We start from the raw sequence: 22964 nt of genomic DNA, 5'->3' as shown, positions 1-22964 counted from the left end.
ACTGCATGAGAAAACACAAAGATTTTATGAGCGAACCCGACTATGGCTATATCGACATTGAATCCTGCTTTGACCCGATTTTTGAGCCGCCGATCGACTTTCTGGAAGAATGCCGGAAACGGTGGGAAAACCGGATGAATCCGTTCACCGGTACGGTGGAGCGGAAAATCGGAAATACCTGGTATCTGCTGGAGACTGTATGTGACGGAAATGAGCCGCTTACCCACAAGGTAAAACGGCTCATTTTTTCGAATAAGGAGGCGCTTTGTTCATGACACAGACTCAAATTCATGCTACAATATCACCATGCACACCGATTCTGTCAGCTGACCCAACCGTAAAGGAGGACGATATGTTGGATCAGCAGAAAATCACCATCCTGTATTGCCGCCTCAGCAATGAGGATGCGCTGGATGGAGAATCAAATTCGATACAGAATCAAAAAGAGTTTTTAACCCGGTATGCAGCCGAGCATGGCTACACCAACCTGAAAATTCTGGTGGATGACGGATATACGGGAACCAATTTTGACCGCCCTGGCGTACAGGAAGGCTTTGCACTGGTTAAGCAGGGACTCGTCGGTTGCTGGCTGGTCAAGGATCTCAGCAGGTTTGGCCGAGATTACCTGACCGTTGGGCAGTACACGGACATCATTTTCCCCAGCTACGATGTGCGCTTTATCGCCGTCAACGATGGTGTGGACAGTGAGCGGGGCGACAGCGACGGCTTTGCCGCTATTCGCAATTTGTTCAACGAGTGGTATCCACGGGACACCAGCAAAAAAGTCCGGGTCGTATTCCGTCAGAAAGGCACCAGCGGAAAGCATCTGGGAAAACCGCCCTATGGCTATCGCACTGACCCAGCCGATAAAGACCATTGGATCATTGACGAGGATGCTGCCCCAGTAGTCAAGCGCATCTTTGACTTGGCCATTGACGGCAAGGGGCCGGAACAGATTGCCCGCATACTGGAGCAGGATAAGGTATTGACTACCAAGGCGCTGTATGCCAAACAGTCGGAAAACCATCCTGACCCGAAAAAGCGGAAGAAGATGCCGGAACGCCCTTACCATTGGATTGGTCAATCGGTTGCGGGTATTCTGGAACGGATGGAGTACACCGGCTGTACCTGCAATTTCAAGACCTATTCCAAGTCCTATAAGCTGAAGAAGCGGATTCCCAATGCCATCGAAGATATGTGCATCTTCCCTGATACGCAGGAAGCAATCGTTTCCCAGGCTCAGTGGGACAGGGTGCAGGAGCTGAGAAAAAATAAACGCCGTCCCACAAAAGCCCAGCGGCAGGGATTGTTCTCCGGGCTTCTGTTCTGTCCTGATTGTGGGAATAAGCTGCACTTTGCTACCTGCAAAAGCTTTGACGGCAAGCAAGACCACTATGTATGCTCCAGCTACAAAAGCGGTCGAGGTACCTGTTCTGCCCACTATATCCGGGAAGATGTACTGCGGGAACTGGTGTTGGAGCGCATTCGGGCGGTCAATGCCTATATCCGGCAGGACGTGGAAGGTTTTCAGGAAGAATGGCTGCAATGCCGCCGCTCCGATCAGGAACGCAACATCCGTGAAAATCGGAAGCGAGTGGAGCAGGCTAAGAAGCGGCTGGCTGACTTGGATGTTCTTCTGTCCCGACTCTATGAGGATTTTGTCCTGGGCGATCTGAACAAGGAGCGGTACAAGAAAATGACCGCCGATTACGAGGCAGAACAGGAACGGTTAAAGCTCGAAATCGAAGTGACGGAAGAATGGCTGGAAACGCAGGAAACCATGAGTGCGGATGTGGATGCCTTTGTCGCCCTGACTCAGAAGTATGTGGATGTACCGGAATTGACACCTACGATAGTCAATGAGTATATCAAGAAGATCGAGGTGTTTGCGCCAGACAAATCCAGTGGCAAGCGGGTACAGAAGGTAAAAATCTACTTCAACTTCGTGGATGACGTAGAGATTCCTGTGATTTCCGAGCCTGTTGTTGCGAAATCTACCCCTGGACGCAGAAAAACGGCGTGACCATTGCGGTCACACCGTTCTCTGCCCCTCGCAAAGCTAAATAGTACCTTATCACTATTAAGCCTTCCGGTCCGGGGATTTTTACTCGCTCAGATTAGCCGAAGTAGCGCTTCAGCAGGCCCTCGAAGGCCTTGCCGTGGCGGGCCGCTCCCCTTGGGACCCGTCCCATGGGGGCCCCGCTGATTTCATCTGCTCGGGCGGAGTGAATCCGCCCGGCATCGAGGTTTTGCCTCCGGCAAAACGCTCGGTGACGAGGTCCGCCACAGCAAAAAAATCCCCGGACCTTCCGGTCCGGGGATTTTTACTCGCTCAGATTAGCCGAAGTAACGCTCCAGCAGGCCCTCGAAAGCCTTGCCGTGACGGGCCTCGTCGCGGGCCATCTCGTGGACGGTGTCGTGGATGGCGTCCAGACCCAGCTCCTTGGCCTTCTTGGCCAGCTCGAACTTGCCGGCGGTGGCGCCGTTCTCGGCGTCAACACGCATCTCCAGGTTCTTCTTGGTGGAGTCGGTCAGGACCTCGCCCAGCAGCTCGGCGAACTTGGCGGCGTGCTCGGCCTCCTCATAGGCGGCCTTCTCCCAGTACAGGCCGATCTCGGGATAGCCCTCGCGGTGAGCCACACGGGCCATGGCCAGGTACATACCGACCTCGGAGCACTCGCCCTGGAAGTTCTCACGCAGGCCCTGCAGGATGCTCTCGTCCACACCCTTGGCCACGCCGACCACGTGCTCGGCGGCCCAGCTCTTCTCGCCGGTCTGCTCCTTGAACTTCTCCTTGGGAGCCTTGCAGATGGGGCAGAACTCGGGAGCGGTCTCGCCCTCGTAGACATAACCACAGACGGTGCACACAAACTTCTTCATGTTGATTTCCTCCTGATTTTTGATTTTTTGTTTTATTCAACTGATCTGGCTTTTCTCCCTGCATTCTGCGCAGGTGCCGTGGAAAACAAGGTCGTGGTGGTGAACCTGGAGTCCGTACGTCTCGCTGACCTGCCGGTCCAGCCCGGCGTCCACCGGAATCTGATGCAGATCGATCACAGCGCCGCAGCAGTCACAGATAAAGTGGTTGTGCGGGCGGACGTTTGCATCAAAGCGCTCCTGTCCGTTGACCACTGCCACACACTGTACCGTCCCCTGCTCCCGGAAAAAGTTCAGGTTCCGGTAGACCGTGCCCAGCGACAGATCCGGATGGGCGGGCTTGAGCCGCTGATAGATCCAGTCAGCCGAGGGGTGGATATCGGTGGAGCAGATGGCCTCCAGAATGGCCTCACGCTTTTTGCTGTACCGGATGGTGCGTTCCATACTCGCCTCCTTATCAGTAGTAATTCTTGTTTGCAGGATTATCATAGCATACTGGTCGGAGTTTGTAAAGGGTTTTTTTCGCTTTTTCGAAAATAATTTTTGGGAGATTCCCGGAATGAATTTTACGGTTCCTGCTCCTCCTCAGAGGCAGAAAGGGCGCTCTGAAACTCCTCATAGGTACAAAACACGTTCAGCGCCTCCAGCATGGCGTTGGCCGTCATATGCTCTGGCAGCTTCAGACGGCGCAGCAGGGCCTGGCGGCGCTGGGCGGAGTCCGGTCCGCCCGACAGCCCGGCGGCAAACAGGTCCGCCTTGGTGATGGGGCGGCGGGATATGTGCTCCCCTGACTCTTGATCCAGGAAGGTGACCCCCGCACGGCGCAGCGCCTCCTCCAGCACCTGGGGGCGCATGCCCTCCACCCCCAGCTTGCCCTCCTTCCCCGGCTGGCGCTTGCGGCGCTCCTTGCCGAAGAGGTCGGGGATATAGGCGTGCTTCACCTGCCCGGGCGGGATGGCCCCCTTGAGAAAGTTGCGGATCACAAAGCCCGCGCCGTCCGAGTCGGTGAGCACCACCAGTCCCCGCTCCCTGGCCAGACGGCGGAGCAGGGAGAGCCGCTCGCTGTCCTTGAAGATGCCGAAGCCCTTCGTCTCAATAATAATGGTATCCACCAGCTGGGAGAGGGTGTTCTTGTCGTAACGCCCCTCCACCACCACGGCTTCCTTGATTTTCAGCATAGTTGGTATCTCTCCTGTCCGGCGTTTTCAGCGCTTTCGGGACGAGGCCCCCGCCAGCTCCAGCAGAAACTGGGTGAGCAGCTCTTCCCCGTCGGCGCCGGTGGACTTCATGGCCAGGTCCATCTCCCCGCAGCGGATCACCGCCCGGCGGCACCAGGGCAGAGAGAACCGGCGGGCCGACTGCATCAGCTTCTCCGCCGGGTAGGCCGAGCGCATGCCCCACAGCTCCATCAGATAAGAGGTGCCCTTCCGGTTCTCAATGGCCAGCCGGGCGGAGTAGAGCTGCCGGAGCTGCCTCCCCAGAACGGCCAGGATCTTGATGGGGGCCTCCTGCATGTGGTACAGGTCCCCCAGGACGGCGGCAGCCCGCTCGAAGTTGCCGGCGGCGATGGCGTCGGTCATCTGGAACACCACCGCGTCCAGCTGGGGCGTGGCCACGGCGTCGATGTCCTGGCGGGTGATGCGGTGGTTCTTGGCATAGGAGCCGATCTTGCCGATCTCCGAGATGAGGCCGTTCATCAGGTCGCCGCAGAGGAAGATGAGGTACTTGGCCTCCTCGGAGCCGATGTCGTGGTCGGTGGCACGGAAGCGGCGGCGGACCCAGTCTACCAGGTCCCCCTGCTCCTGCCGGGCGAAGTTGACCACGCTGCCGTGCTCCTTCAGGGCGGCGGCCAGCTTGGTGCGGGCGTCCGCCTTGTACTCAATGAGGTCGTAGACAAAGACCAGGCACACATAGTCGGGCAGGTCTGCAAAGAGGGCGGTGAGGCCCTCCTTGTCCCCCTTGTAGAGGTCGTAGTCGCTGACCACAATCAGGGTGCGCTCACTCATCATGGGCAGGCAGTCCACCATCTGGGCCAGGCGCTTGATGTCAAACTCCTTGCCCGACATGGTGTGGAGGTTGAACTCCTCCATGCCCGCGGGCAGGAGCTTTTTCTTCATCTGCCCCAGGTAGAAGTCCCGCAGGTAGGCCTCCTCCCCGTAGAACACGTAGAGCCGGCCGATGGTGCCGTCGGCAATGTCCTTTTTCAGCTTCTGATAGGCGGCGCTGTCCGCCTTTTCCTTTTTTGCCATGGGTCATTCCCCCTTGTGGGTGGATTCAGTCCGCCGCCCGGACGGTAATGGTACCCTGGAGGTCGGTGCGCCAGACGGCGCAGCCCGCCTGCTCCAGCCGGTCCAGGGTGGAGTCGGCAGGGTGTCCGTAGGAATTGTAGCCCACGGAGATGACGGCGTACTCCGGCATCACCGCCGCCAGCAGCTCCTCCGAGGTGGAGGACTTGGAGCCGTGGTGTCCCGCCACCAGCAGCTCGATGTCGGGCAGATTCCCGTATTTGATGAGCCGCCGCTCCACGGCGGCGTTCATGTCTCCGGTGATGAGGGCATCAAAGTCCCCCAGAGTGGCCAGCACGGAGAGCCCCTCCTCGTTGCCGCCGCCGGTGCCCAGGGGCGCGTAGAGGGTGAGTGCCGCGCCGCCCAGCTCCACCGTCGCGTCCTCCTCGATAAAGACGACCTCGGTCCCCTTCTTCTCCGCCAGGGCCAGGATCTCCGCCCGGAGGGGGTTGTCCGGCTCCATGTCCGGCACCGCCAGGGCGGACACTGTCAGCCGCTCCATCAGCTCGGGCACGCCGCAGGCGTGGTCATCGTGGAAGTGGGTCAGCACCAGCAGGTCCAGAGTGCTCTTGCCCATGGCCTGCACGTAGTCGGCGGCAATGTCCCCCGGGTCGTCGGCGCCGCTGCCGCCGCAGTCCACCAGGGCCGTGTTCCCCTGGCTGGTCAGCAGTATGCTCTGCCCCTGGCCCACGTCCAGCACGGTGACGGTCAGGCCGCTGCCCCGCAGGGAGATCATATTGAACATGAGGGCCACCGCCAGGGTCACGGCGCAGCAGCACACCGGGGCAAGGGGCCGGGGCTTCTCCCTGCGGAACAGGATACAGGCCCCGATGACCCCGTAGACGAAGAGGAGCCAGAACAGGAGATACCGGCCCGCCTCCAGGCTGACCGAAGCAAAGGGCAGGCCGCTCAGGCCGTACACGATACGGTGGAAAACCCAGCTCACCGGCTCCGCCAGAGCGGCCAGCACCGTACCCGCAAGAGGCAGCACCCCGCCCAGGGCGGCGGCGGGCAGGCACAGGAGAAAGAGCACCGTCACGGCCCACAGCGTTAACAGGTTGGCCAGGGGCGAGGCCAGGGAGACAGTGCCGAAATAATGAACCGTGAGGGGCGTAGTGAAGGCGATGGCCCCGATGCTCATGGTGACGCAGCCCACCAGGAAGCGGACGGCGCTGTTGTACAGCCGCCGGGGGCGTGTTTTCCCCTTTTTCAGGGGGAAGCGGTGGAAAAACTTCTCGTTGAGCCGCCCTGTAATGGCGAGAATGCCCGCCACCGACAGGAAGGAGAGCTGAAGGCCCACATCCATGGCGGCGTTGGGGTTCTGGAGCAGGAGCAGCAGGAGGGCGAAGGACAGGGAGGTCACCGTGTCCCCCTCCCGGCTCAGGGCTGGGCCCAGCAGCAGGAGAATCTGCATCACACCGGCCCGCACCACCGAGGGCGCGAAGCCGGTGAGGGCCATAAAGGCCAGCACCAGCGGGATGGACACCATGGCCATCATCTTTCTCCGCCGCCTGCGCACCAGCATGGCGGGCAGCATCACCACCATGCTCATGTGCATGCCGGACACAGCCACCACATGGGCCAGGCCGCAGCGCTTGAGGGCGGTGTAGAACCCGCCGGTGAGGCCGGACTTGTCCCCGGTGGTCAGGGCCAGGGCGAGACCGGCGGTCTCGTCGGAAAACAGTTCGGCAATGTGCTCCCCCATGGCCCTGCGCCACAATGCGGGCCAGTATTGCAGGGGCACGGACTCCGCCGGTGTGACAGTCGGGAGCTCTCCGGCGTTGGCGGTGAGAAAAATCCCCTTGGAATAGTAGTAGCCGCTCTTCTCCCCGCCGATGGCGTCCGCCAGCCTCAGCCGGGCGGTACAGGTCAGGGTGTCGCCGGGTTTTATGTCCGGGACGGCCTCGTCTCCGGGGTAAAAATAGAGGATCGCCCCCAGATCCGGCCCGTCCGGGTCCAGTAACCGCACCTCCACTGAGACGCTGGACGTCCCTGCTTCGGGCCAGTCCGCCGCCTGGGCGGTGACGGTCCCCTCCGTCCCCGCCAGCTGTTCCGCCAGGTACACCGTGCGCATGTCATAGCCCCAGCTCCACAACAGGCCCAGGGCCAGACCCGCGGCACACAGCACCAGACGCAGCCGCCTGTCCTCCCGCTGTCTGCGCCAGCGGAGCAGGCATACCGCCCAAATCAGGGCGCACACCACCGCCCCGGCCAGCCGGACCGGCCAGGGAAGCAGGTACACCGACAGGTATACGCCCGCCCCAAAGGGCAGCGCAAAGGAGGCCAGCTTACGCACGGGGAGAGGGGTCGTCTGTGCGTCCCAGAATATAGTCGGTGGTGGTCTGATACAGGTCTGCAAGTTTAATCACAGCCCAGGCAGGAATTTCCCGAATTCCTTTTTCATACCGCCAGTAGACGTTCCGGTTCAGGTTGAGATAAGCCGCTATCTCAATCTGGCTCTTGTCGTGGTCAACCCGCAGGTCCTCAATTCTCTGAAAGTGCATGGGATCACCTCAGAAAAATGCTACCAAACGGCAACATTCTTCCGCGCTAGTTTCACCCATACGGCTTCAATTTATTTCAATGAAAAAAGGCGGTCAAAGACCGCCTTTTTTGCCTTCCCCCGAGGGGGAAGGTGGCTGGCCGCAGGCCAGACGGATGAGGGGCCAACCCTAGATGCTGCTATCAGCCCGGAGGCCAGGTCATATCCCGACCGGCCAGCACGTGGAAGTGCAGATGGTGCACGCTCTGGCCGGCCCGCTCTTCCCCAGGCGGAAACCGCCTGGGGTGCCCCGTTTATTTTATCTGCTCGGGCGGAGTGAATCCGCCCGGCATCAAGGTTTTGGTCCTGCGGCCCAAAACGCTTGGCGCGGCTCGCAGGCCCTTAGCCCGGAGGCCAGGTCATGTCCCGGCCCGCCAGCACGTGGAAATGCAGATGGTGCACGCTCTGGCCGGCCTGCTCGCCGCAGTTGGACACCACGCGGAAATCGGTGATGCCCAGGTCCTTGGTCACCTTGGAGATGACCTCAAAGGCGTGGGCCACCACGCCGGAGTTCTCGGCGTTGATCTCGCCGCAGGAGCCGATGTGCTCCTTGGGAATCACGAGAAAATGGGTGGGCGCCTGGGGATCGATGTCGTAAAAGGCATAGACCTGGTCGTCCTCGTAGACCTTCTTGGACGGAATCTCGCCCGCCGCAATCTTACAGAACAGACAGTCGCTCATGGAACAGCCTCCTTCCGGGAAACATTTTCTTCAGTATACCACACCCTCGCCAAATTGTCATGCTTTTTTGCCTTTCTGACGGGCCAGTCCAGGCGCCGCCCGCAGCAAAGTCTCCGTCAGGCCGCCCAGCAGCGCCGCCAGCTCCGCCGGCTCCATATCACAGCCGTCCCGCACCCACCGGTGGATCAGGCCGCTGCCGCCCATGAACATGTACTGGAGGATGTACTTCCACTCCGGCCCCGCCACAGACATTTCCGCTCCCGCAGGCCAAATGTACCGGATGGTCTCCTCAAATACCCGACGCTGAAGCGGAGCGTTCATGTCCATAAACTGGCCGTTGTAGATCAGCAGAGCGAACATCTCCCGCCGCTCCTTGATATAGGCCAGCATGGGCTCCGTCTGTACCCTGTCCGCCCCTATGTCCCGGACATAGTCCAGCAGGGCGTCCACCAGCTCGTTGCCCATCTCATAGTACAGCTGGACCACATCCTGATAATAGGCGTAAAAGGTGGAGCGGTTGAGCTCCGCCCGCTCGCACAGCTCCTTTACCGTGATCCGCTCCACCGGCTTCTCCTCCAGCAGCCCCAGCAGACTCTCCCGCAGCAGACGCTTGGTCAGACGGGTCCGCTGGTTCTCCTTCCGCTCCTCTTTCTCCATGACGCTCCTCCTGTTCCCTGCCTTTTTCCCGGTCCATGCCGTAATTCCAACACTTTTCTCGTTTATATCTTGAACACGGCGTTTTTAAAAAATCTAATGATTTAAAAACAACACTGTGTTGAATACAATACATCATGAGCAATGGAAAAGCAATAGATTTTTGCTATTTTCATCCGTGTACGAGCAAAACGAAAGGAAGAGGAGTATGGACATGAGAGAAAAGAACACGGCATCACCCCGTCCGGCGGGAAAGCTGCCCGTCATCCTGGTCAGCGTGCTGCTGGTCGTCGCGCTGATCGTCAACGTGGTATGTATCCGGCTGTATCCCGCCATCAACGCCTTTATGGCGGCCAACCTGAACAGCCGCCTCACCGGCGGCAGCGTCACCGCCGAGCAGCTCACCCCCGACCAGGCCAAGGAGGCCAGCCTGCTGATGGCCCAGGAGCTGGAGTCCGAGGGTCTGGTGCTGCTGGAGAACAAGGACGGCGCGCTCCCCCTGGAGCAGGGCGCCAAGGTCAACCTGTTCGGCTACGCCACCGTCTCCCCCCTCTACGGCGGCACCGGCAGCGGCTCCAGCGACACGTCCTCCAACGTGGACCTGATCCAGGGCCTGACCAATGCCGGTTTCACCGTCAATGAGGAGCTGGCCGACTTCTACCGCAATTCCGGCGTCAGCCGTCCCGAGCAGGGCGGTTACACCGGCTCCAACTTCACCCCCGCCGAGGTGCCTGTGTCCCAGTACACCGACCAGGTGCTCCAGCAGGCCCGGGACTTCTCCGACGTGGCCGTGGTCATGCTCTCCCGCATCGGCGGCGAGGGCGGCGATCTGCCCGCCGATATGTACGCGGCCGGGTACAGCGACACCGACGACGGCCGCAGCTACCTCTCTCTCACTCAGGACGAGGAGGACCTGCTGGAGCTGGTCAAGTCCCAGGGCTATGAGACCGTGGTGGTGCTCATCAACTCCTCCCACGCCATGGAGCTGGGCTTCCTCGAGGATGAGGGTATCGACGCCGCCCTGTGGATCGGCGGTCCCGGCAGCACGGGCATGAACGCCGTGGGCGAGGCCCTGTCCGGCGTGGTGAACCCCTCCGGCCGCCTGACCGACACCTACGCCTACGACATCTCCTCCTCTCCCGCCTACTGGAACGCGGGTGACTTTACATACAGCAACCTGGAGCGCAACTACGTGGAGTACGCCGAGGGCATCTACGTGGGCTACCGGTTCTACGAGACCCGCTGGATCGACAACGAGACCGGCGTGTGCGGCGAGGATGCCTACCAGGCCGCCGTCCAGTACCCCTTCGGCTACGGCCTGAGCTACACCACCTTTACCCAGGAAATCGAGGACTACTCCGACGCCGACGGCGCCATCTCCATGACTGTAAAGGTGACCAACACCGGCAGCGTCCCCGGCAAGGACGTGGTCCAGGTCTACTACACCGCCCCCTACACCGTGGGCGGCATTGAGAAGGCCCACGTGGTGCTGGCCGGCTTCGACAAGACCGAGCTGCTCCAGCCCGGCGACAGCCAGTCGGTCACCATCACCTTCGCTGCCCAGGACATGGCCTCCTACGACTACCAGACCAACGGCTGCTATGTGCTGGAGTCCGGCACCTATCAGATCAAGCTGATGAACAACGCCCACGACGTCATCGACCAGCGGGAGTACACTGTGACCTCCACCATTGTCTATGACGAGAGCAACCCCCGCTCCACCGATGTGACCGCCGCTGTCAACCGCTTTGACGACGTGACCAACGGCCAGATCACCCAGTATGTCTCCCGTGCCGACTGGAAGGGTACCCTGTCCACCGCCCGCACCGACGGCAAGACCGCCTCCGACGAGGTGGTGGAGGCCTTCACCAACCCGCCGGTGTACGAGAATGACCCGGACGACCAGCCCATCACCTTCGCCAACCACGGCCTCACCCTGGAGGACCTGTCCGGCAAGGACTACGACGACCCCATGTGGGAGCAGCTCCTGGAGCAGCTGAGTGTGGAGGGCATGACCAACATAATCTCCAACGGCGGCTGGTCCACCCCCGAGGTCACCAGCGTGGGCAAGCCCGCCACCAACGACCTGGACGGCCCTGCCGGCATCAACAGCCTGGTGAGCAACCTGCGGGGCGTGTCCTTCCCCAGCCAGGTGGTCATCGGCTCCACCTGGAACCAGGCCCTGGTGGAGGAGTTCGGACGCACCTTCGGCGCGGAGGCCGTGGCCAACCACGTGGTGGGCCTCTACGCCCCCGGCGCCAACATCCACCGCACGCCCCTCTCCGGCCGCAACTTTGAGTACTACTCCGAGGACAGCCTTCTCTCCGGCAAGCTGGCCGCCGCCACCATCCGGGGCGCCGCCAGCCAGGGCGTGTACTGCTACGTCAAGCACTTCGCCCTCAACGACCAGGAGAGCAACCGCCTCTCCCTCTCTGTGTGGGCCAACGAACAGGCCATGCGTGAAATCTACCTCCGGGCCTTTGAGATCGCCGTCAAAGAGGGCGGCGCCACCGCGGTCATGAGCAGCTACAGCTACCTGGGCGCCACCTGGGCCGGGGCCAACCCCGCCCTGCTCACCGGCGTGCTCCGGGAGGAGTGGGGCTTCCAGGGCATGGTGGTCACCGACTCCGCCATGGGCAACACCGCCTGGATGGACGTGAACCTGGCCATCCGGGCCGGCGGCGACATGATGCTCTGCCTCATGGGCGTCACCCTGGACAGCTCCGGCAACACCGCCCAGCAGGCCATGCGCACCGCCTGCCACAACATCCTCTACACCCAGGCCAACAGCGCCGCCGTGTCCGCCGCCGCCGACGGCGACCAGCAGTCCCCCGCCCCCACCGCCTCCGAGACCATCCAGCCCACCGAGTCCTCTGCTCCCAGTGCCGATGCCTACCTGACCCTCACCGGCACCGGCGACGGCTGGCTGGTCTGCAACGTGGTCCTCATGGGCGACAACACCTTCACCGTCGCCTTCGACTACAACGCCGAGAACTCCGGCATTCAGACCGACTCCGGCACCTGGGTCCTCAACGACGACGGCTCCATCTCCCTCACCGGCGACTCCCGCAGCTTTACCGCCACCACCTCCGACGGCTCCAACTACACCATGGACGTGGAGAACGTGGAGACCGGCGTCATCTGCACCGTCTCCGGCTCCGTCCAGGGCGGCGGCAGCTCCGCCCCCAGCGACGGCTCCTATCTCACCCTCACCGGCACCGGCGACGGCTGGCTGGTATGCAACGTGGTCCTCATGGGCGACAACACCTTCACCGTCGCCTTCGACTACAACGCCGAGAATGCAGGCATTCAGACCGACTCCGGCACCTGGGTCCTCAACGACGACGGCTCCATCTCCCTTACCGGCGACTCCCGCTCCTTCACTGCCACCACGTCTGACGGCTCTAACTACACCATGGATGTGGAGAACCTCCAGACCGGCATCACCTGCACTGTCTCCGGCACTGCAAATACCTGATTCCCCCCGACCGCCTGCCTTTCCGGCAGGCGGTCGGGCGGTATCTGAGGCCTGAATTTTCTTCCGTGTCTGTTCCGAATTGCAATTTACGCACATAAACGTACCGATTACGTCAAAGGTACCCCATTCTCAATTCTTTCTGCTATACTATGTGCAAAGGCCGTGTTCGAGCACAGAACACCGGCGGCAGGGGACATAATGTTCCAGAAAAGGAGTGTAAGGGATTGAAATACGCGGACTTAATCAAGAAGATGACCCTTGAAGAGAAGTGCAGCCTGCTGAGCGGCGAGGGCAACTTCACTACCAAGAGCGTAAAGCGGCTGAACATCCCGGGGATGTTTCTGTCGGACGGCCCTCACGGGCTGCGTAAGCAGGCAGGCGCTGCGGATCACCTGGGCCTGAACGCCTCGCTGCCCGCCACCTGCTGCCCCACGGCGGCCACCATGGCCAACTCCTGGGACCCGGAGCTTGGCGAGGAGCTGGGCAAGATGCTGGGCGAAGAGGCCAAGGCCCAGGGCGTCAGCGTGCTGCTGGGCCCCGGCCTGAACATGAAGCGCTCCCCCCTGTGCGGGCGCAACTTTGAGTATTTCTCCGAGGACCCCTATCTGGCAGGCAAGATGGCGGCCGCCTACATCCGCGGTATCCAGAGCCAGGGCGTGTCGGCCTGCCCCAAGCACTTCGCCGCCAACAGCCAGGAGACCCTGCGCATGCACTCGGACAGCGTGGTGGACCAGCGGACCTTCCGTGAGATCTACCTGACCGGGTTTGAGATCGCGGTGAAGGAGGGCCACCCCAAGTCCATCATGTCGGCCTACAACCGCATCAACGGCAAGTACGCCAACGAGGACAAGGAGCTGCTGCGGGACATCCTGGTGGACCAGTGGGGCTTTGACGGCTTCGTGGTCACCGACTGGGGCGGCAGCAACGACCGGGCCGAGGGCCTCCGCTGCGGCAACGCCCTGGAGATGCCCGCCACCGGCGGCAACAGCGACCGGGAACTGGTGGCCGCGGTCAAGGCCGGCACCCTGTCCGAGGACGTGATCGACCAGCGGCTGGACGAGTACCTGAGCGTGCTCTTCGCCACCGTTATCCCCGCCGACGCCCCCAAGGAGTTCGACGTGGAGGCACATCACGCCACCGCCCGCAGGGCCGCCGAGAGCACCATCGTGCTGCTCAAGAACGAGGACGGCATCCTGCCCCTGAAGGCGGGCACCTCCGTGGCCGTCATCGGCGACTTCGCCCAGACTCCCCGCTACCAGGGCGCCGGCTCCAGCATGGTCAACCCCACCAAGCTGGACTGTGCCCTCTCCGTCATCAAGTCGGGCAGCGGCCTGAAGCTGGTGGGCTTTGAGCCCGGCTTCATCCGCCACGGCGGGGCCGATGAGGCCAAGAAGAACGCCGCCGTGGAGCTGGCCAAGAACGCCGATGTGGTGCTGCTGTACATGGGCCTGGACGAGATCAGCGAGTCCGAGGGCCTGGACCGGAAGCACATGAAGATCCACCAGAACCAGGTCGATGTGCTGGAGGCCGTGGCCAAGGTCAACCCCAACGTGGTGGTAGTCCTCTCCGGCGGCTCCCCCATCGAGACCCCCTGGCTGGACAGCTGCAAGGCCGTGGTCCACGGCTATCTGGGCGGCCAGGCCGGCGCCGGCGCCGTGGTGGACGTGCTCACCGGCAAGGTCAACCCCTCCGGCAAGCTGGCCGAGACCTGGGCCATGCGGTACGAGGACACCCCCGCCTACCGCCACTTCCCCGGCACTGAGGCCACCTCCGAGTACCGTGAGGGCATGTACATCGGCTACCGCTACTACCAGACCGCCCAGGTGCCCGTCCGCTTCCCCTTCGGCTTTGGCCTGAGCTACACTACCTTCGCCTATGCCGACCTGCGGGCCACCGACAAGTCCGTCACCTTCACCGTCACCAACACCGGCAGCGTGGCCGGCGCGGAGATCGCCCAGGTGTACGTCTCCCGCAAGGGCGGCGTGGTGTTCCGCCCCGAGCAGGAGCTCAAGGGCTTTGTGAAGGTGTTTCTCAACCCCGGCGAGTGCAAGACCGTCACCGTGGAGCTGGACGACAAGGCTTTCCGGTACTTCAACGTGAAGACCGGCAAGTTCGAGGTGGAGAGCGGCGACTACGAGCTCCGTGTGGGCGCCTCCTGCGCCGATATCCGTCTCACCGCCACCGTGGCGGTGAAGGGCACCGACGCCCCCGCCCCCTACGATCTCAGCAAGCTGCCCAGCTACTGCTCCGGCAAGGTGAGCGACGTGGGCGACGCCGAGTTCGAGTACCTGCTGGGCCGTCCCATCCCCCCCGCCAAGTGGGATCGCTCCGCCCCCCTGGGCATGAACGACACCTTCTCCCAGCTGTTCTACGCCAAGAGCTGGATCGGACGGCTGGTCTACTCCATCCTCACGCATATGAAGAACAAGGCCGACGCCAAGGGCACCCCCGACCTGAACATCCTCTTCATCTACAACATGCCCTTCCGCGGCGTGGCCAAGATGATGGGCGGTGCCTTTGATATGGACATGTCTGCCGCTCTGGTGGAAATCTTCAACGGCCACTTCTTCAAGGGCCTGGGACACCTCATCTCCGCGAACTCCCGGATGAACAAGGCAAAGAAAGAGACCGCCCAGGCTCTGGCCCAGGCGGGCAATGCGAAAGGAGAAAACTGATATGACCGACAATAAAAGCAAGACCGGCCTGGCCGGCTGGTGGAACAGCTTCGCCGAGAAGCACCCCAAGGCTTCCAAGTGGATCCGGGAGGGCGGACTGTTCGTCATCGTCAGCAATCTGGTGACCGTGCTCAAGTACTTCATCCTCCAGTTCCTGCCCCTGGCCTTCCAGAGCCTGTCCAACGTGGACTTCGGCTGGCCCGGCATCCCGGTGACCCTCTTCGGCGAGACCTTCCAGTGGAACATCTTCGGCTACGACACCGCCCACGGCGGCCTGGGCTACTTCTGCGCCTACATGATCGCCATGGCCATCGGCGAGATCATCAACTTCCCCATCCAGCGCAACTTCGTCTTCCGCAGCAAGGGGAACCTGGCCTGGCAGATCGCCTGGTATGTGGTGGCCTTCATCATCATCAACTGCATCGTCAACTCCATCAACTGCGTGTGGGTGGCGGTGGCCGGCATGTTCGTGCCTGACTTTATCTACAACATCGGTACCGTGGTCCTCAACGGCGGTATCTCCATGGTTATTTTCTTCTTTGTCAACAAGGTCATCTTCCCTGAGGCCAAGCAGGCCTGAGAAGATTGCGGGGAGGTCAACGGTTATGGTCACCATAAAGGACATTGCCAAGCGGGCGGGCGTCTCCCGCGGCACCGTGGACCGGGTACTCAATAACCGGCCCGGCGTCAATCCGGAGACGGAGGCCAAGGTGCGGGCCCTCATCGAGGAGATGGGCTACCGCCCCAACATGGCCGGCCAGATCCTGGCCGTCAAGAAGCGCCGGCTCCATCTGGCCTTTCTCATCTTCCACGGGCCCGAGTTCGTCTTTCACCTGGACATCCTCCACGCCGCCCGGGACAAGGCCGCTGAGCTGCGGGAGTTCGGCGTGACGGTGGACTTCTACCTGGTCCGCCAGCTGGACACCCCCTATCTGGAGCGGCTGTTCCGGGAGGTGGAGGACAACCAGCCCGACGGCATCGCCGCGCTGCCCCTGCGCACCACCGCTTTCATGTCCTTTATCCAGCGGATGAACGCCAAGGGCGTCCCCACCGTGTTCTTTAATCTGGACGAGGACTTTGCCCCCCACCTGGCCTATGTGGGCTGCGACTATGTCCAGTCCGGCCGGGTGGCCGCCGGCCTGGTGTCCCTGTGCACCGAGGGCCGGGGGCAGGTGGGCATCGCCGCGGCGGACGGCCCCAACTCCCCCAGCTTTGCCGGGCGTATGGGCGGCTTCTCCCAGGAGCTCTCCGCCAACCATCCGGGGCTGTCCATGGTGGACGGCGGCATGCCCGCCCTGTTCCACAACGGAGATTTCACCGAGGTGGTGGATCTGGTGGAGCAAAATCCCGACATGAAGGCCATCTATATCGTCAACATGGGGGACTACGGCGTGTGCCAGGAGATCCACCGGGCCGCACGGGGCCGCAATCTGGCGGTCATCACCCACGATCTGGCTCCTGCCCAGCAGGAGCTGCTGAAAAACGGCCTTATCTCCGCCACCATCGTCCAGCAGCCCGACATCCAGGGCTCCCTCCCCCTCCAGCTGCTCTATGAGTACCTGGCCTTCGGCACCCTCCCCGCCAAGAGCAAGTTCTTCACCGATCTGCACATCTGCATCAGCCAGAACGTGTAAACGCAAAAAACAGCGCCGGATTTTCATCCGGCGCTGTTTTTTTGCGCTATTTCTGTTGCGATTCCGGCGGTTTTCCCGCCAGCCGCTTTCCGCCCGGCTTTCCCCGCCGCAGCCGCAGCAGGGCGAACACATTGCTCTCCCGGCAGGCGTCCCGGAAGCGCTGCCCCGTCGCCAGGAAGCACAGCCCCGGCACGCTGGACACCAGCACAGTGCCCAGAACACAGCCAATCAGGGACAGCAGCCACACCGCCAGCTGGGCGGGTATACTCAGCGCGCCCCCCAGCAGCCCTCTGATGGCCGCGATGGCCATGGGGTGGGCCAGGTACACGCCGAAGGAGCAGGCCGACAGCAGTACCACCACCCGGCCGCTCCTCCTGCCCCGGAACAGGTCCTTGAACAGCAGGAACAGGGAGGCGGAAAGGGCCATGGTGCAGACGCCCCGGTAGGTGGCGAACTGCTCGCCGTAGGTGCCGGTGGCCAGGAAGACGATCCAGGTGCCCAGGGCGATCACCGCCCAGCTACCCAGGGCAACCGCCAGCAGAATCCGGCGCTCAGGCGGCTTCTCCAGCCGCTCCAGCCAGGCTCCCAGCAGGAAATACCCCAGATATCCCTCCAGCACGCTCACGTTCAATGTGGCGTTCTCCCGCAGCAGGGCGTACCAGGGGTCGGGCAGAAATCCGCTGAGCTGGTTGATTGCCAGGGTGACCACCACCCACAGCCCCAGCAGGTACCGCCAGTGCCGCTCCTCCAGATGGTCGGTCATCCGCTTGAGCAGGGGCGAGAGCAGGTACATGGGGATGAGGGCGTAGAGGAACCAGTAGGGCGTGAGGACGGAGATAGCGGGCAGGTTTACAAACTTCAGCAGCGCCGCCTCCCCGCCCTGGGTCAGCCAGACCCCAACCACCACCAGCAGCGACCAGCACAGCCCGGGGACAGCCACTCGGGGCAGCCGGCGGCGGAGCAGATAGGCCGGGTCGTCGGTCTTGTCCGAGCCCAGCAGCAGTGCGCCGGAGAGCATGAAGAACAGGGGCACCGCCGCCACCGCCAGCGCGGAGAGCAGGTTGGACAGGTGCCACAGGGCCATGTGCTCCGACTGGCGCAGCCCGTCCGCGGCGGTGTGGAGGTAGACCACGGCGGCCATGGAGGCCACCCGGAGCAGGTCGAAGTCCAGCCGCCGGACGCGTTTCGCTTTGCTCAAGGGGCGTTCAGCCTCCTTCCCCCCAATGGGGTCAGCCCTTCAGGCCGTTCTCCTGCCGCTCCATGTTCTCCACCACGATGTCGTGGATGTCGCCCTTGGAGGCGCAGTATTCCAGCACCTTCCAGGGCGTGTTGGTGTGGAAGTGGATCTTGATCAGGTCCTCGTCGCCAAAGGCCAGCAGGCAGTCGCCCTCGATGTTCTGGGCGATGTAATCGTGGATCTCGTCCTCGGAGAGGTTCTCTCCTGCGATGAGAAGCTGGGTGTCAAACTTGTACTCCAACATACAAATTCCTCCTTATTCTCCCGACACCTGCCGCCGCAACAGGGACAGGGGCGGCACGGCCCGGGGCAGCTTCATGATCAGCTTCATCTGGGGCTTTCTGGCCTCGGTGAGGGGCAGCCCGTCGCCGTCGGTCATGGCGGACACGGTGAACCGCTCCGGGCGCACGTCCGGCCCCACCAGCTCCAGCTCGTCCCCCACGGCGAACTTGTTGCGCAGGGACAGGACCGCAGTGCCGTCGCTCTGGCAGGACTCCACCAGCGCGCACACCTGCCAGTCCCGGATGTACCGGGAGTCCTCGGTGAACTGGCCGGGCTGGCCGTAGAAGAAGCCGGTGGAGTAGTGCCGGTGGCTGATGTGCTCCACCTCGTCCCGCCACACCGGGTCCAGGGGCTCCCCCGCCAGGGCGGCGTCCACCGCGTGGCGGTAGGCGCCGGTCACAATGGCGGCGTAGTAGGCGCTCTTGGCCCGGCCCTCGATCTTGAAGCTGTCCACCCCCGCCTCCACCAGCTCGGGGATGTGGTCGATCATGCACATGTCCCGGGAGTTCATGATGTAGGTGCCCTTCTCGTCCTCATAGACCGGGAAGTACTCCCCGGGCCGTTTCTCCTCCATCAGGGCGTACTTGTACCGGCAGGGCTGGGCGCACGCGCCCCGGTTGGAGTCCCGGCCCGTCATGTAGTTGGACAGAAGGCACCGCCCGGAATAGGACACGCACATGGCCCCGTGGACAAAGCACTCGATCTCCAGCTCTTTGGGGGTCTTGGCCCGGATCTCCCGGATCTCATCCAGGGTCAGCTCACGGGCCAGGATGACCCGGCTGGCCCCCAGGTCGTACCAGGTGGAGGCGGACTGGTAGTTGACGATGCTGGCCTGGGTGGAGATATGGGCCCGGACATGGGGCGCATAGCGCTTCACCAGGGCCAGGGTGCCCACGTCGGCCACGATGACGGCGTCCACGCCGGTCTGGTCCAGGTACTCCAGCCACTCGGGCAGCCTGGCCACCTCGTCGTTGCGGGGCATGGTGTTGCAGGTGATATGCACGGCCACGCCGTGGGCCTTGCACAGGCCCACGGCGTCCTTAAGCTCCTCGGGGGTGAAATTGCCCGCAAAGGAGCGCATGCCGAACATGGTTCCCGCCAGATAGACGGCGTCCGCCCCATAGGCCACCGCCATCTTCAGCCGCTCCATGTCCCCGGCGGGGCAGAGCAGCTCCGGTCTCTTTTTATCCATTCTGATACAGCTCCTGCGTCGCCTTGAAGTTCTCCTGCTGCTGGTAGGTCTTGAAGAAGTGGTGCTCGCCGTCGTCGCCCAGGGCGTAGAAGTAGTAGCCGTTGCCCGAGGGGTTCATGGCGGCCCGCAGGGAGGCCTGGCCGGGGCTGGCGATGGGCCCGGCAGGCAGGCCGGTATATTTGTAGGTGTTGTACGGGCTGTCGATGGCCAGATCCTCCGCCGTCAGCTTTTCCTTCCGCTCGGGCAGGATATACTGGATGGTGGCGTCGATGTTCAGGTAGCCCGCCGTCTCCGAGGTGGGGTTGTAGAGGCGGTTGTAGATGACGTCGGCGATGTCGGTCTGGTCGTTGCCGGTGGTCTCCTTCTCGATCATGGAGGCGATGATCACAATGTCGTGGACGGTCTTGCCATTGGCCGCCGCCTTCTCCCGCATCTCGTCGGTAAAGACCTCGTCAAAGCGGAGGATCATCTTGTTCAGCGCCTGCACCGGGTCCATATTCTGATAGAAGATATAGGTATCCGGGAACAGGTAGCCCTCCAGCCGGGTGGGGTCCCCCAGAGGCAGCACGCCCTTGAGGAAGGAGAAGTTGAAGTCGTGGTTGGCGGCGGCGTCGTTGAGCTCCTCCACTGTGGCCACGCCGTTCTCCTCCAGGATGGCAAAGATCTGGGCCTCTGTGGAGCCCTCGGGGATGACCACCGTCACCTCCGTCCGGGCCGAGGACTTGGCGCTCAGGTTGCGGATGATGGCGCTGTAGTCCATGCTGGTGCTGAGGGTATAGGTGCCCGGCGTCATCTTCTCCTTGCCGCCGGTGAACCCGCAGAAGAGCTGGAACAGCCACTTGTACTCAATGATGCCGTTTTGCTTGAGCTGGTCGGCCACATAGCCCACGTCGGCTTTTGAGACGGTGACCGTCTCTCCCTCCTGATTGGTCTCCTCGGTGTAGGTAAAGATATCGTCGGGCAGGGTGATGGTGGCGGTGACCTCGGCCTTGTTCAGGGCCAGCACATCCCCGGCCCAGATCCAGCCCAGGCCCGCCAGCAGGGCCGAAACGCCGATGACCAGCACCACATAGAGCAGCGCGCCCAGGGCGCCCAGCCGGCGGCGACGGCGGCGGCGGGGCTGCTGGCCGCTCTCTCTCCGCGGCGCGGCGCTGCCGCTCTCCTGATGGGTCTGGCGGCGGGGCACCTCACGCTTTCCTTCGTAGTGAGACATTGCTTCAACTCCTATCCATTGCAAAAGAAAAAATCAAATGTCCTCCTGTCACCACAGATCAGAGGCAGACATAGTATGGGTCGTGAAGGGAACGGCGGCCCGGGCCCCCGGTTCCTCAGAATAATGTGAGGTGAATATCTACATGTGCTGTGGTAACAACGGTATGGGCGGCGGCAGCTGCCTCTGGATCATCCTGATCATCATCCTTCTGTGCTGCTGCTGCGGCGGCAGCTGGGGCGGCAGCTCCTGCGGCTGCAATTGCGGCTGCGGCAACAACTGCGGCTGCAACGACGGCTGCGGCTGCTGCTGAGCCGTCTCCTCCCGCCGGACGGCGGTATGGGCGGGCCCTCCGGGGCCCGCTTTTCCCGTCTCACACCGGGACAGGCTCTCCGTCGGTCACCACCAGGTCCACCGGATGGTCGTGGGGCTCCCGGGGGACCGCCTCCTGCAGCACCGCCCGGCGGCACAGGCCCACCGTGACCCCGGTATAGCCGGCCAGGTAACGGTCATAGTATCCCCCGCCCTGGCCCAGCCGATAACCCCGCCCATCAAAACACAGCCCGGGCACCAGGATCAGGCCGATCTTCTCCCGCTCCACCAGCGGGCAGTCCTCCCCCGGCTCCAGCATGCCGTACCGGTGCCGGATCAGGACGCTCTCCCCGGTCACCCGCCGGGCCTCCATAGCCCGGCCGGGCAAACAGCGGGGCAGCAGGACCTCCTTCCCCCGGTCCATCAAAGCGGGGATCAGCCGGGCCGTGTCCGGCTCGGTGCCCATGCCGTAAAACAGCAGGACCCTGTCCGCCGTCTCCAATGGGGGCAGCGCCAGAAAGCGGCGGAATAGTATTCCGTCGCTCTCCTCCCGCTCCTCCGGGGACATGGCGGACAGCCGGGCGCGCACCGCCCGGCGCAGGGCCGTTTTCTGCTCAGTGATGGAAGTGGACGGCATTGCGCACCCGCTCCATGGCCTCCCGGCCGCAGGTGACCTCCACCAGGCGCAGGCCGAACTCAAAGGAGGAGCCGGCAGCCTCGCCGGTGATAATGCGGCCATCGGTCACCACCTGGCTGCCCTTCTGCACCACGGCGGAGCCCATCTCGTCCTCCATGCCGGGGTAGCACACCGCCTTCCGGCGGTCCAGGCAGCCCGCCCGGGCCAGAACGGTGGGCGCGGCGCAGATGGCGCACAGCCAGCAGCCCCGGTCATAGGCCTTCTGGATCAGAGCCAGGGCAAACAGGTTCTTCTGGATGGACTCCACACCGCCCAGGCCGCCGGGCAGCACCAGCATCTCCATATCCTCGGGGGCGTGGGCCTCGTCCATGGTGACGTCCGCCTTCACGGTGACGCCGTGGCTGCTGGTGATCTCCAGGCCGTCCAGTCCCACCAGCGTCACCTTGGCGCCGGCCCGGCGGAGCAGGTCCAGGGGGACCAGCGCCTCAGACTCTTCAAAGCCATTGCCCAGCAGAATATAAATCATGTTCATTTCCTCCTGTTTTTTCCGGAGCTCAGCCGCCCCGGTGAATTTTCCATTGTTCTTGGGGTCAGAGCAGATTCTGCGCGGTTATGATATCCCATATCTCCCGGTGGATGTCCTCAATGGACCGGACGGCGCCGCTGCCGTCCACGCAGGAGACCCTCTGCCAGCCCAGCAGCCTGGCGGCGGCATGGGCGGTGCGGCGGCACTTGGCCAGATACTCCGTGTCCACCTCGTGGATATCCCCCTTGGTGTGGGTGGCCTTCTCCCGGGAGCGGAGCATCTCCACCGCCTTGTCGGTGGGCATATCCAGGTAGATCACCAGGTCGGGCAGGGGCAGCCCCAGCTTGCCGCACTCAAAGTCGAAGAGCCAGCGGATGAAGCCCTCCCACTCCGCTTCGGGCAGCTTGCAGGTCTGGTGCACCGCGTTGGAGGTGGTATACCGGTCGGACAGGACCAGCCCGCCCGCCTGATAATAGCCGCCCCAGTCCTTTTTCCATGCGGCGTACCGGTCCACCGCGTAAAAGGTGGACGCCGCGTAGGGGTTCACGTCGTCGGGGTGGGTGCCGAACTCCCCGTTCAGATACATCCGCAGCAGGGCGGACGAGGGCTCCTGATACTGGGGGAAGATAAGCCGCCGGAACGCCGTGCCGCCCGCCTCCAGCCGCTCACACAGCTTGGCGAACTGGGTGGACTTGCCCGACCCGTCGGTCCCCTCAAATACGATCAGCCTGCCGGACATCTG

The 22964-nt window shown here is 62.9% G+C and carries 22 protein-coding genes and 1 pseudogene; 7 read left to right on the top strand and 16 right to left on the bottom strand.

Going from position 1 to position 22964, the window contains the following annotated elements; genetic code table 11:
* Positions 1-5 precede the first annotated feature (5 nt).
* The gene (locus WMO64_RS15065; protein WP_349232493.1) at positions 6-275 is read left to right on the top strand and encodes a hypothetical protein; all 270 of its coding nucleotides are present in this window, start codon (positions 6-8) and stop codon (positions 273-275) included.
* Positions 272-2023, top strand: a complete 1752-nt coding sequence (locus WMO64_RS15060; protein WP_349232492.1) for a DUF4368 domain-containing protein — start codon at positions 272-274, stop codon at positions 2021-2023. Before WMO64_RS15065 ends, WMO64_RS15060 begins: the two co-directional genes overlap by 4 nt.
* A 314-nt stretch (positions 2024-2337) precedes the next feature.
* Here WMO64_RS15060 and WMO64_RS15055 read toward each other — a convergent pair whose 3' ends face one another.
* From WMO64_RS15055 to WMO64_RS15015, 9 genes and pseudogenes are all read right to left on the bottom strand, one after another.
* A complete protein-coding gene (locus tag WMO64_RS15055; protein WP_349232491.1) occupies positions 2338-2880 on the bottom strand; it encodes an NADH peroxidase in 543 nt (180 codons plus the stop codon).
* Between the two features lie 36 nt (positions 2881-2916).
* Positions 2917-3321, bottom strand: coding sequence for a Fur family transcriptional regulator (locus WMO64_RS15050; protein WP_294520619.1), 405 nt, complete (start codon positions 3319-3321; stop codon positions 2917-2919).
* A 122-nt stretch (positions 3322-3443) separates the two neighbouring features.
* Positions 3444-4055, bottom strand: a complete 612-nt coding sequence (locus WMO64_RS15045) for a ribonuclease M5 (protein WP_349232490.1) — start codon at positions 4053-4055, stop codon at positions 3444-3446.
* 27 nt (positions 4056-4082) lie between these two features.
* Positions 4083-5126 (bottom strand): DNA polymerase III subunit delta, encoded by a 1044-nt coding sequence (gene holA / locus WMO64_RS15040; RefSeq protein WP_294520613.1) that lies wholly within the window; start codon positions 5124-5126, stop codon positions 4083-4085.
* Between the two features lie 25 nt (positions 5127-5151).
* A complete protein-coding gene (locus tag WMO64_RS15035; RefSeq protein ID WP_349232489.1) occupies positions 5152-7458 on the bottom strand; it encodes a DNA internalization-related competence protein ComEC/Rec2 in 2307 nt (768 codons plus the stop codon).
* Positions 7451-7666 carry a helix-turn-helix domain-containing protein gene (locus WMO64_RS15030; protein ID WP_148316972.1) on the bottom strand — a complete coding sequence of 72 codons (216 nt, stop codon included), beginning with the start codon at positions 7664-7666 and terminating at the stop codon, positions 7451-7453. Before WMO64_RS15030 ends, WMO64_RS15035 begins: the two co-directional genes overlap by 8 nt.
* A gap of 181 nt (positions 7667-7847) precedes the next feature.
* Positions 7848-7922 (bottom strand): annotated as a pseudogene (locus WMO64_RS15025) (HIT domain-containing protein); the annotation flags it as partial.
* A gap of 124 nt (positions 7923-8046) precedes the next feature.
* Positions 8047-8385, bottom strand: a complete 339-nt coding sequence (locus tag WMO64_RS15020) for a histidine triad nucleotide-binding protein (protein WP_294520605.1) — start codon at positions 8383-8385, stop codon at positions 8047-8049.
* Between the two features lie 57 nt (positions 8386-8442).
* Entirely contained in the window at positions 8443-9042 is a 600-nt protein-coding gene (locus WMO64_RS15015) for a TetR-like C-terminal domain-containing protein (protein ID WP_349232488.1), read from the bottom strand.
* Between the two features lie 211 nt (positions 9043-9253).
* On the opposite strand from WMO64_RS15015, the gene WMO64_RS15010 reads away from it, so the two are divergent.
* From WMO64_RS15010 to WMO64_RS14995, 4 genes are all read left to right on the top strand, one after another.
* A complete protein-coding gene (locus tag WMO64_RS15010) occupies positions 9254-12517 on the top strand; it encodes a beta-glucosidase (protein WP_349232487.1) in 3264 nt (1087 codons plus the stop codon).
* Positions 12518-12741: 224 nt separating this feature from the next.
* Positions 12742-15192: a glycoside hydrolase family 3 C-terminal domain-containing protein gene (locus tag WMO64_RS15005; protein ID WP_349232486.1), complete on the top strand. Its 2451-nt coding sequence runs from the start codon at positions 12742-12744 to the stop codon at positions 15190-15192.
* Position 15193: 1 nt separating this feature from the next.
* Entirely contained in the window at positions 15194-15772 is a 579-nt protein-coding gene (locus WMO64_RS15000; protein WP_294520592.1) for a GtrA domain-containing protein, read from the top strand.
* A gap of 25 nt (positions 15773-15797) precedes the next feature.
* Positions 15798-16826 (top strand): LacI family DNA-binding transcriptional regulator, encoded by a 1029-nt coding sequence (locus WMO64_RS14995; RefSeq protein WP_349232485.1) that lies wholly within the window; start codon positions 15798-15800, stop codon positions 16824-16826.
* Positions 16827-16872: 46 nt separating this feature from the next.
* Here the strand turns inward: WMO64_RS14995 and WMO64_RS14990 are convergent, their stop codons facing one another.
* The 4 genes from WMO64_RS14990 to mltG are packed head-to-tail and all read right to left on the bottom strand — an operon-like array spanning position 16873 to position 20750.
* Positions 16873-18024 carry an acyltransferase gene (locus tag WMO64_RS14990; RefSeq protein WP_349232484.1) on the bottom strand — a complete coding sequence of 384 codons (1152 nt, stop codon included), beginning with the start codon at positions 18022-18024 and terminating at the stop codon, positions 16873-16875.
* A gap of 31 nt (positions 18025-18055) precedes the next feature.
* Positions 18056-18307 (bottom strand): kinase to dihydroxyacetone kinase, encoded by a 252-nt coding sequence (locus WMO64_RS14985; RefSeq protein WP_294520584.1) that lies wholly within the window; start codon positions 18305-18307, stop codon positions 18056-18058.
* A 12-nt stretch (positions 18308-18319) separates the two neighbouring features.
* Positions 18320-19537 carry a peptidase U32 family protein gene (locus tag WMO64_RS14980; RefSeq protein WP_294520581.1) on the bottom strand — a complete coding sequence of 406 codons (1218 nt, stop codon included), beginning with the start codon at positions 19535-19537 and terminating at the stop codon, positions 18320-18322.
* Positions 19530-20750: an endolytic transglycosylase MltG gene (mltG, locus tag WMO64_RS14975; RefSeq protein ID WP_349232483.1), complete on the bottom strand. Its 1221-nt coding sequence runs from the start codon at positions 20748-20750 to the stop codon at positions 19530-19532. The genes WMO64_RS14980 and mltG overlap by 8 nt, the downstream gene beginning before the upstream one ends.
* Before the next feature lie 142 nt (positions 20751-20892).
* On the opposite strand from mltG, the gene WMO64_RS14970 reads away from it, so the two are divergent.
* On the top strand, positions 20893-21060 hold the full coding sequence (locus WMO64_RS14970; protein ID WP_349232482.1) for a hypothetical protein: 168 nt from the start codon (positions 20893-20895) through the stop codon (positions 21058-21060).
* 60 nt (positions 21061-21120) lie between these two features.
* Here WMO64_RS14970 and WMO64_RS14965 read toward each other — a convergent pair whose 3' ends face one another.
* The 3 genes from WMO64_RS14965 to WMO64_RS14955 form a co-directional block, all read right to left on the bottom strand.
* Positions 21121-21696 carry a 5-formyltetrahydrofolate cyclo-ligase gene (locus WMO64_RS14965; RefSeq protein ID WP_349232481.1) on the bottom strand — a complete coding sequence of 192 codons (576 nt, stop codon included), beginning with the start codon at positions 21694-21696 and terminating at the stop codon, positions 21121-21123.
* Complete coding sequence (locus WMO64_RS14960; RefSeq protein WP_349232480.1) at positions 21674-22222, bottom strand: DJ-1 family glyoxalase III; 549 nt, start codon at positions 22220-22222, stop codon at positions 21674-21676. Before WMO64_RS14960 ends, WMO64_RS14965 begins: the two co-directional genes overlap by 23 nt.
* A gap of 64 nt (positions 22223-22286) precedes the next feature.
* Positions 22287-22961: a dTMP kinase gene (locus tag WMO64_RS14955; RefSeq protein WP_349232479.1), complete on the bottom strand. Its 675-nt coding sequence runs from the start codon at positions 22959-22961 to the stop codon at positions 22287-22289.
* Between the last annotated feature and the right edge of the window lie 3 nt (positions 22962-22964).

It is taken from the genome of Pseudoflavonifractor intestinihominis, assembly GCF_040096055.1.
Taxonomy (GTDB): domain Bacteria; phylum Bacillota; class Clostridia; order Oscillospirales; family Oscillospiraceae; genus Pseudoflavonifractor; species Pseudoflavonifractor intestinihominis.
The sequence above is the reverse complement of the archived record's forward strand: the minus strand, read 5'-3'. Positions and strand labels throughout refer to the sequence as shown.

What these genes read in the sequence shown, in the direction of transcription:
- WMO64_RS15065 (WP_349232493.1), top strand. Translation starts at nt 6, where the DNA reads ATGAGAAAACACAAAGATTTTATGAGCGAACCCGACTATGGCTATATC.
- WMO64_RS15060 (WP_349232492.1), top strand. Translation starts at nt 272, where the DNA reads ATGACACAGACTCAAATTCATGCTACAATATCACCATGCACACCGATT.
- WMO64_RS15055 (WP_349232491.1), bottom strand. Translation starts at nt 2,880, where the DNA reads ATGAAGAAGTTTGTGTGCACCGTCTGTGGTTATGTCTACGAGGGCGAG.
- WMO64_RS15050 (WP_294520619.1), bottom strand. Translation starts at nt 3,321, where the DNA reads ATGGAACGCACCATCCGGTACAGCAAAAAGCGTGAGGCCATTCTGGAG.
- WMO64_RS15045 (WP_349232490.1), bottom strand. Translation starts at nt 4,055, where the DNA reads ATGCTGAAAATCAAGGAAGCCGTGGTGGTGGAGGGGCGTTACGACAAG.
- holA (WP_294520613.1), bottom strand. Translation starts at nt 5,126, where the DNA reads ATGGCAAAAAAGGAAAAGGCGGACAGCGCCGCCTATCAGAAGCTGAAA.
- WMO64_RS15030 (WP_148316972.1), bottom strand. Translation starts at nt 7,666, where the DNA reads ATGCACTTTCAGAGAATTGAGGACCTGCGGGTTGACCACGACAAGAGC.
- WMO64_RS15020 (WP_294520605.1), bottom strand. Translation starts at nt 8,385, where the DNA reads ATGAGCGACTGTCTGTTCTGTAAGATTGCGGCGGGCGAGATTCCGTCC.
- WMO64_RS15015 (WP_349232488.1), bottom strand. Translation starts at nt 9,042, where the DNA reads ATGGAGAAAGAGGAGCGGAAGGAGAACCAGCGGACCCGTCTGACCAAG.
- WMO64_RS15010 (WP_349232487.1), top strand. Translation starts at nt 9,254, where the DNA reads ATGAGAGAAAAGAACACGGCATCACCCCGTCCGGCGGGAAAGCTGCCC.
- WMO64_RS15000 (WP_294520592.1), top strand. Translation starts at nt 15,194, where the DNA reads ATGACCGACAATAAAAGCAAGACCGGCCTGGCCGGCTGGTGGAACAGC.
- WMO64_RS14995 (WP_349232485.1), top strand. Translation starts at nt 15,798, where the DNA reads ATGGTCACCATAAAGGACATTGCCAAGCGGGCGGGCGTCTCCCGCGGC.
- WMO64_RS14985 (WP_294520584.1), bottom strand. Translation starts at nt 18,307, where the DNA reads ATGTTGGAGTACAAGTTTGACACCCAGCTTCTCATCGCAGGAGAGAAC.
- WMO64_RS14980 (WP_294520581.1), bottom strand. Translation starts at nt 19,537, where the DNA reads ATGGATAAAAAGAGACCGGAGCTGCTCTGCCCCGCCGGGGACATGGAG.
- mltG (WP_349232483.1), bottom strand. Translation starts at nt 20,750, where the DNA reads ATGTCTCACTACGAAGGAAAGCGTGAGGTGCCCCGCCGCCAGACCCAT.
- WMO64_RS14970 (WP_349232482.1), top strand. Translation starts at nt 20,893, where the DNA reads ATGTGCTGTGGTAACAACGGTATGGGCGGCGGCAGCTGCCTCTGGATC.
- WMO64_RS14965 (WP_349232481.1), bottom strand. Translation starts at nt 21,696, where the DNA reads ATGCCGTCCACTTCCATCACTGAGCAGAAAACGGCCCTGCGCCGGGCG.
- WMO64_RS14960 (WP_349232480.1), bottom strand. Translation starts at nt 22,222, where the DNA reads ATGATTTATATTCTGCTGGGCAATGGCTTTGAAGAGTCTGAGGCGCTG.
- WMO64_RS14955 (WP_349232479.1), bottom strand. Translation starts at nt 22,961, where the DNA reads ATGTCCGGCAGGCTGATCGTATTTGAGGGGACCGACGGGTCGGGCAAG.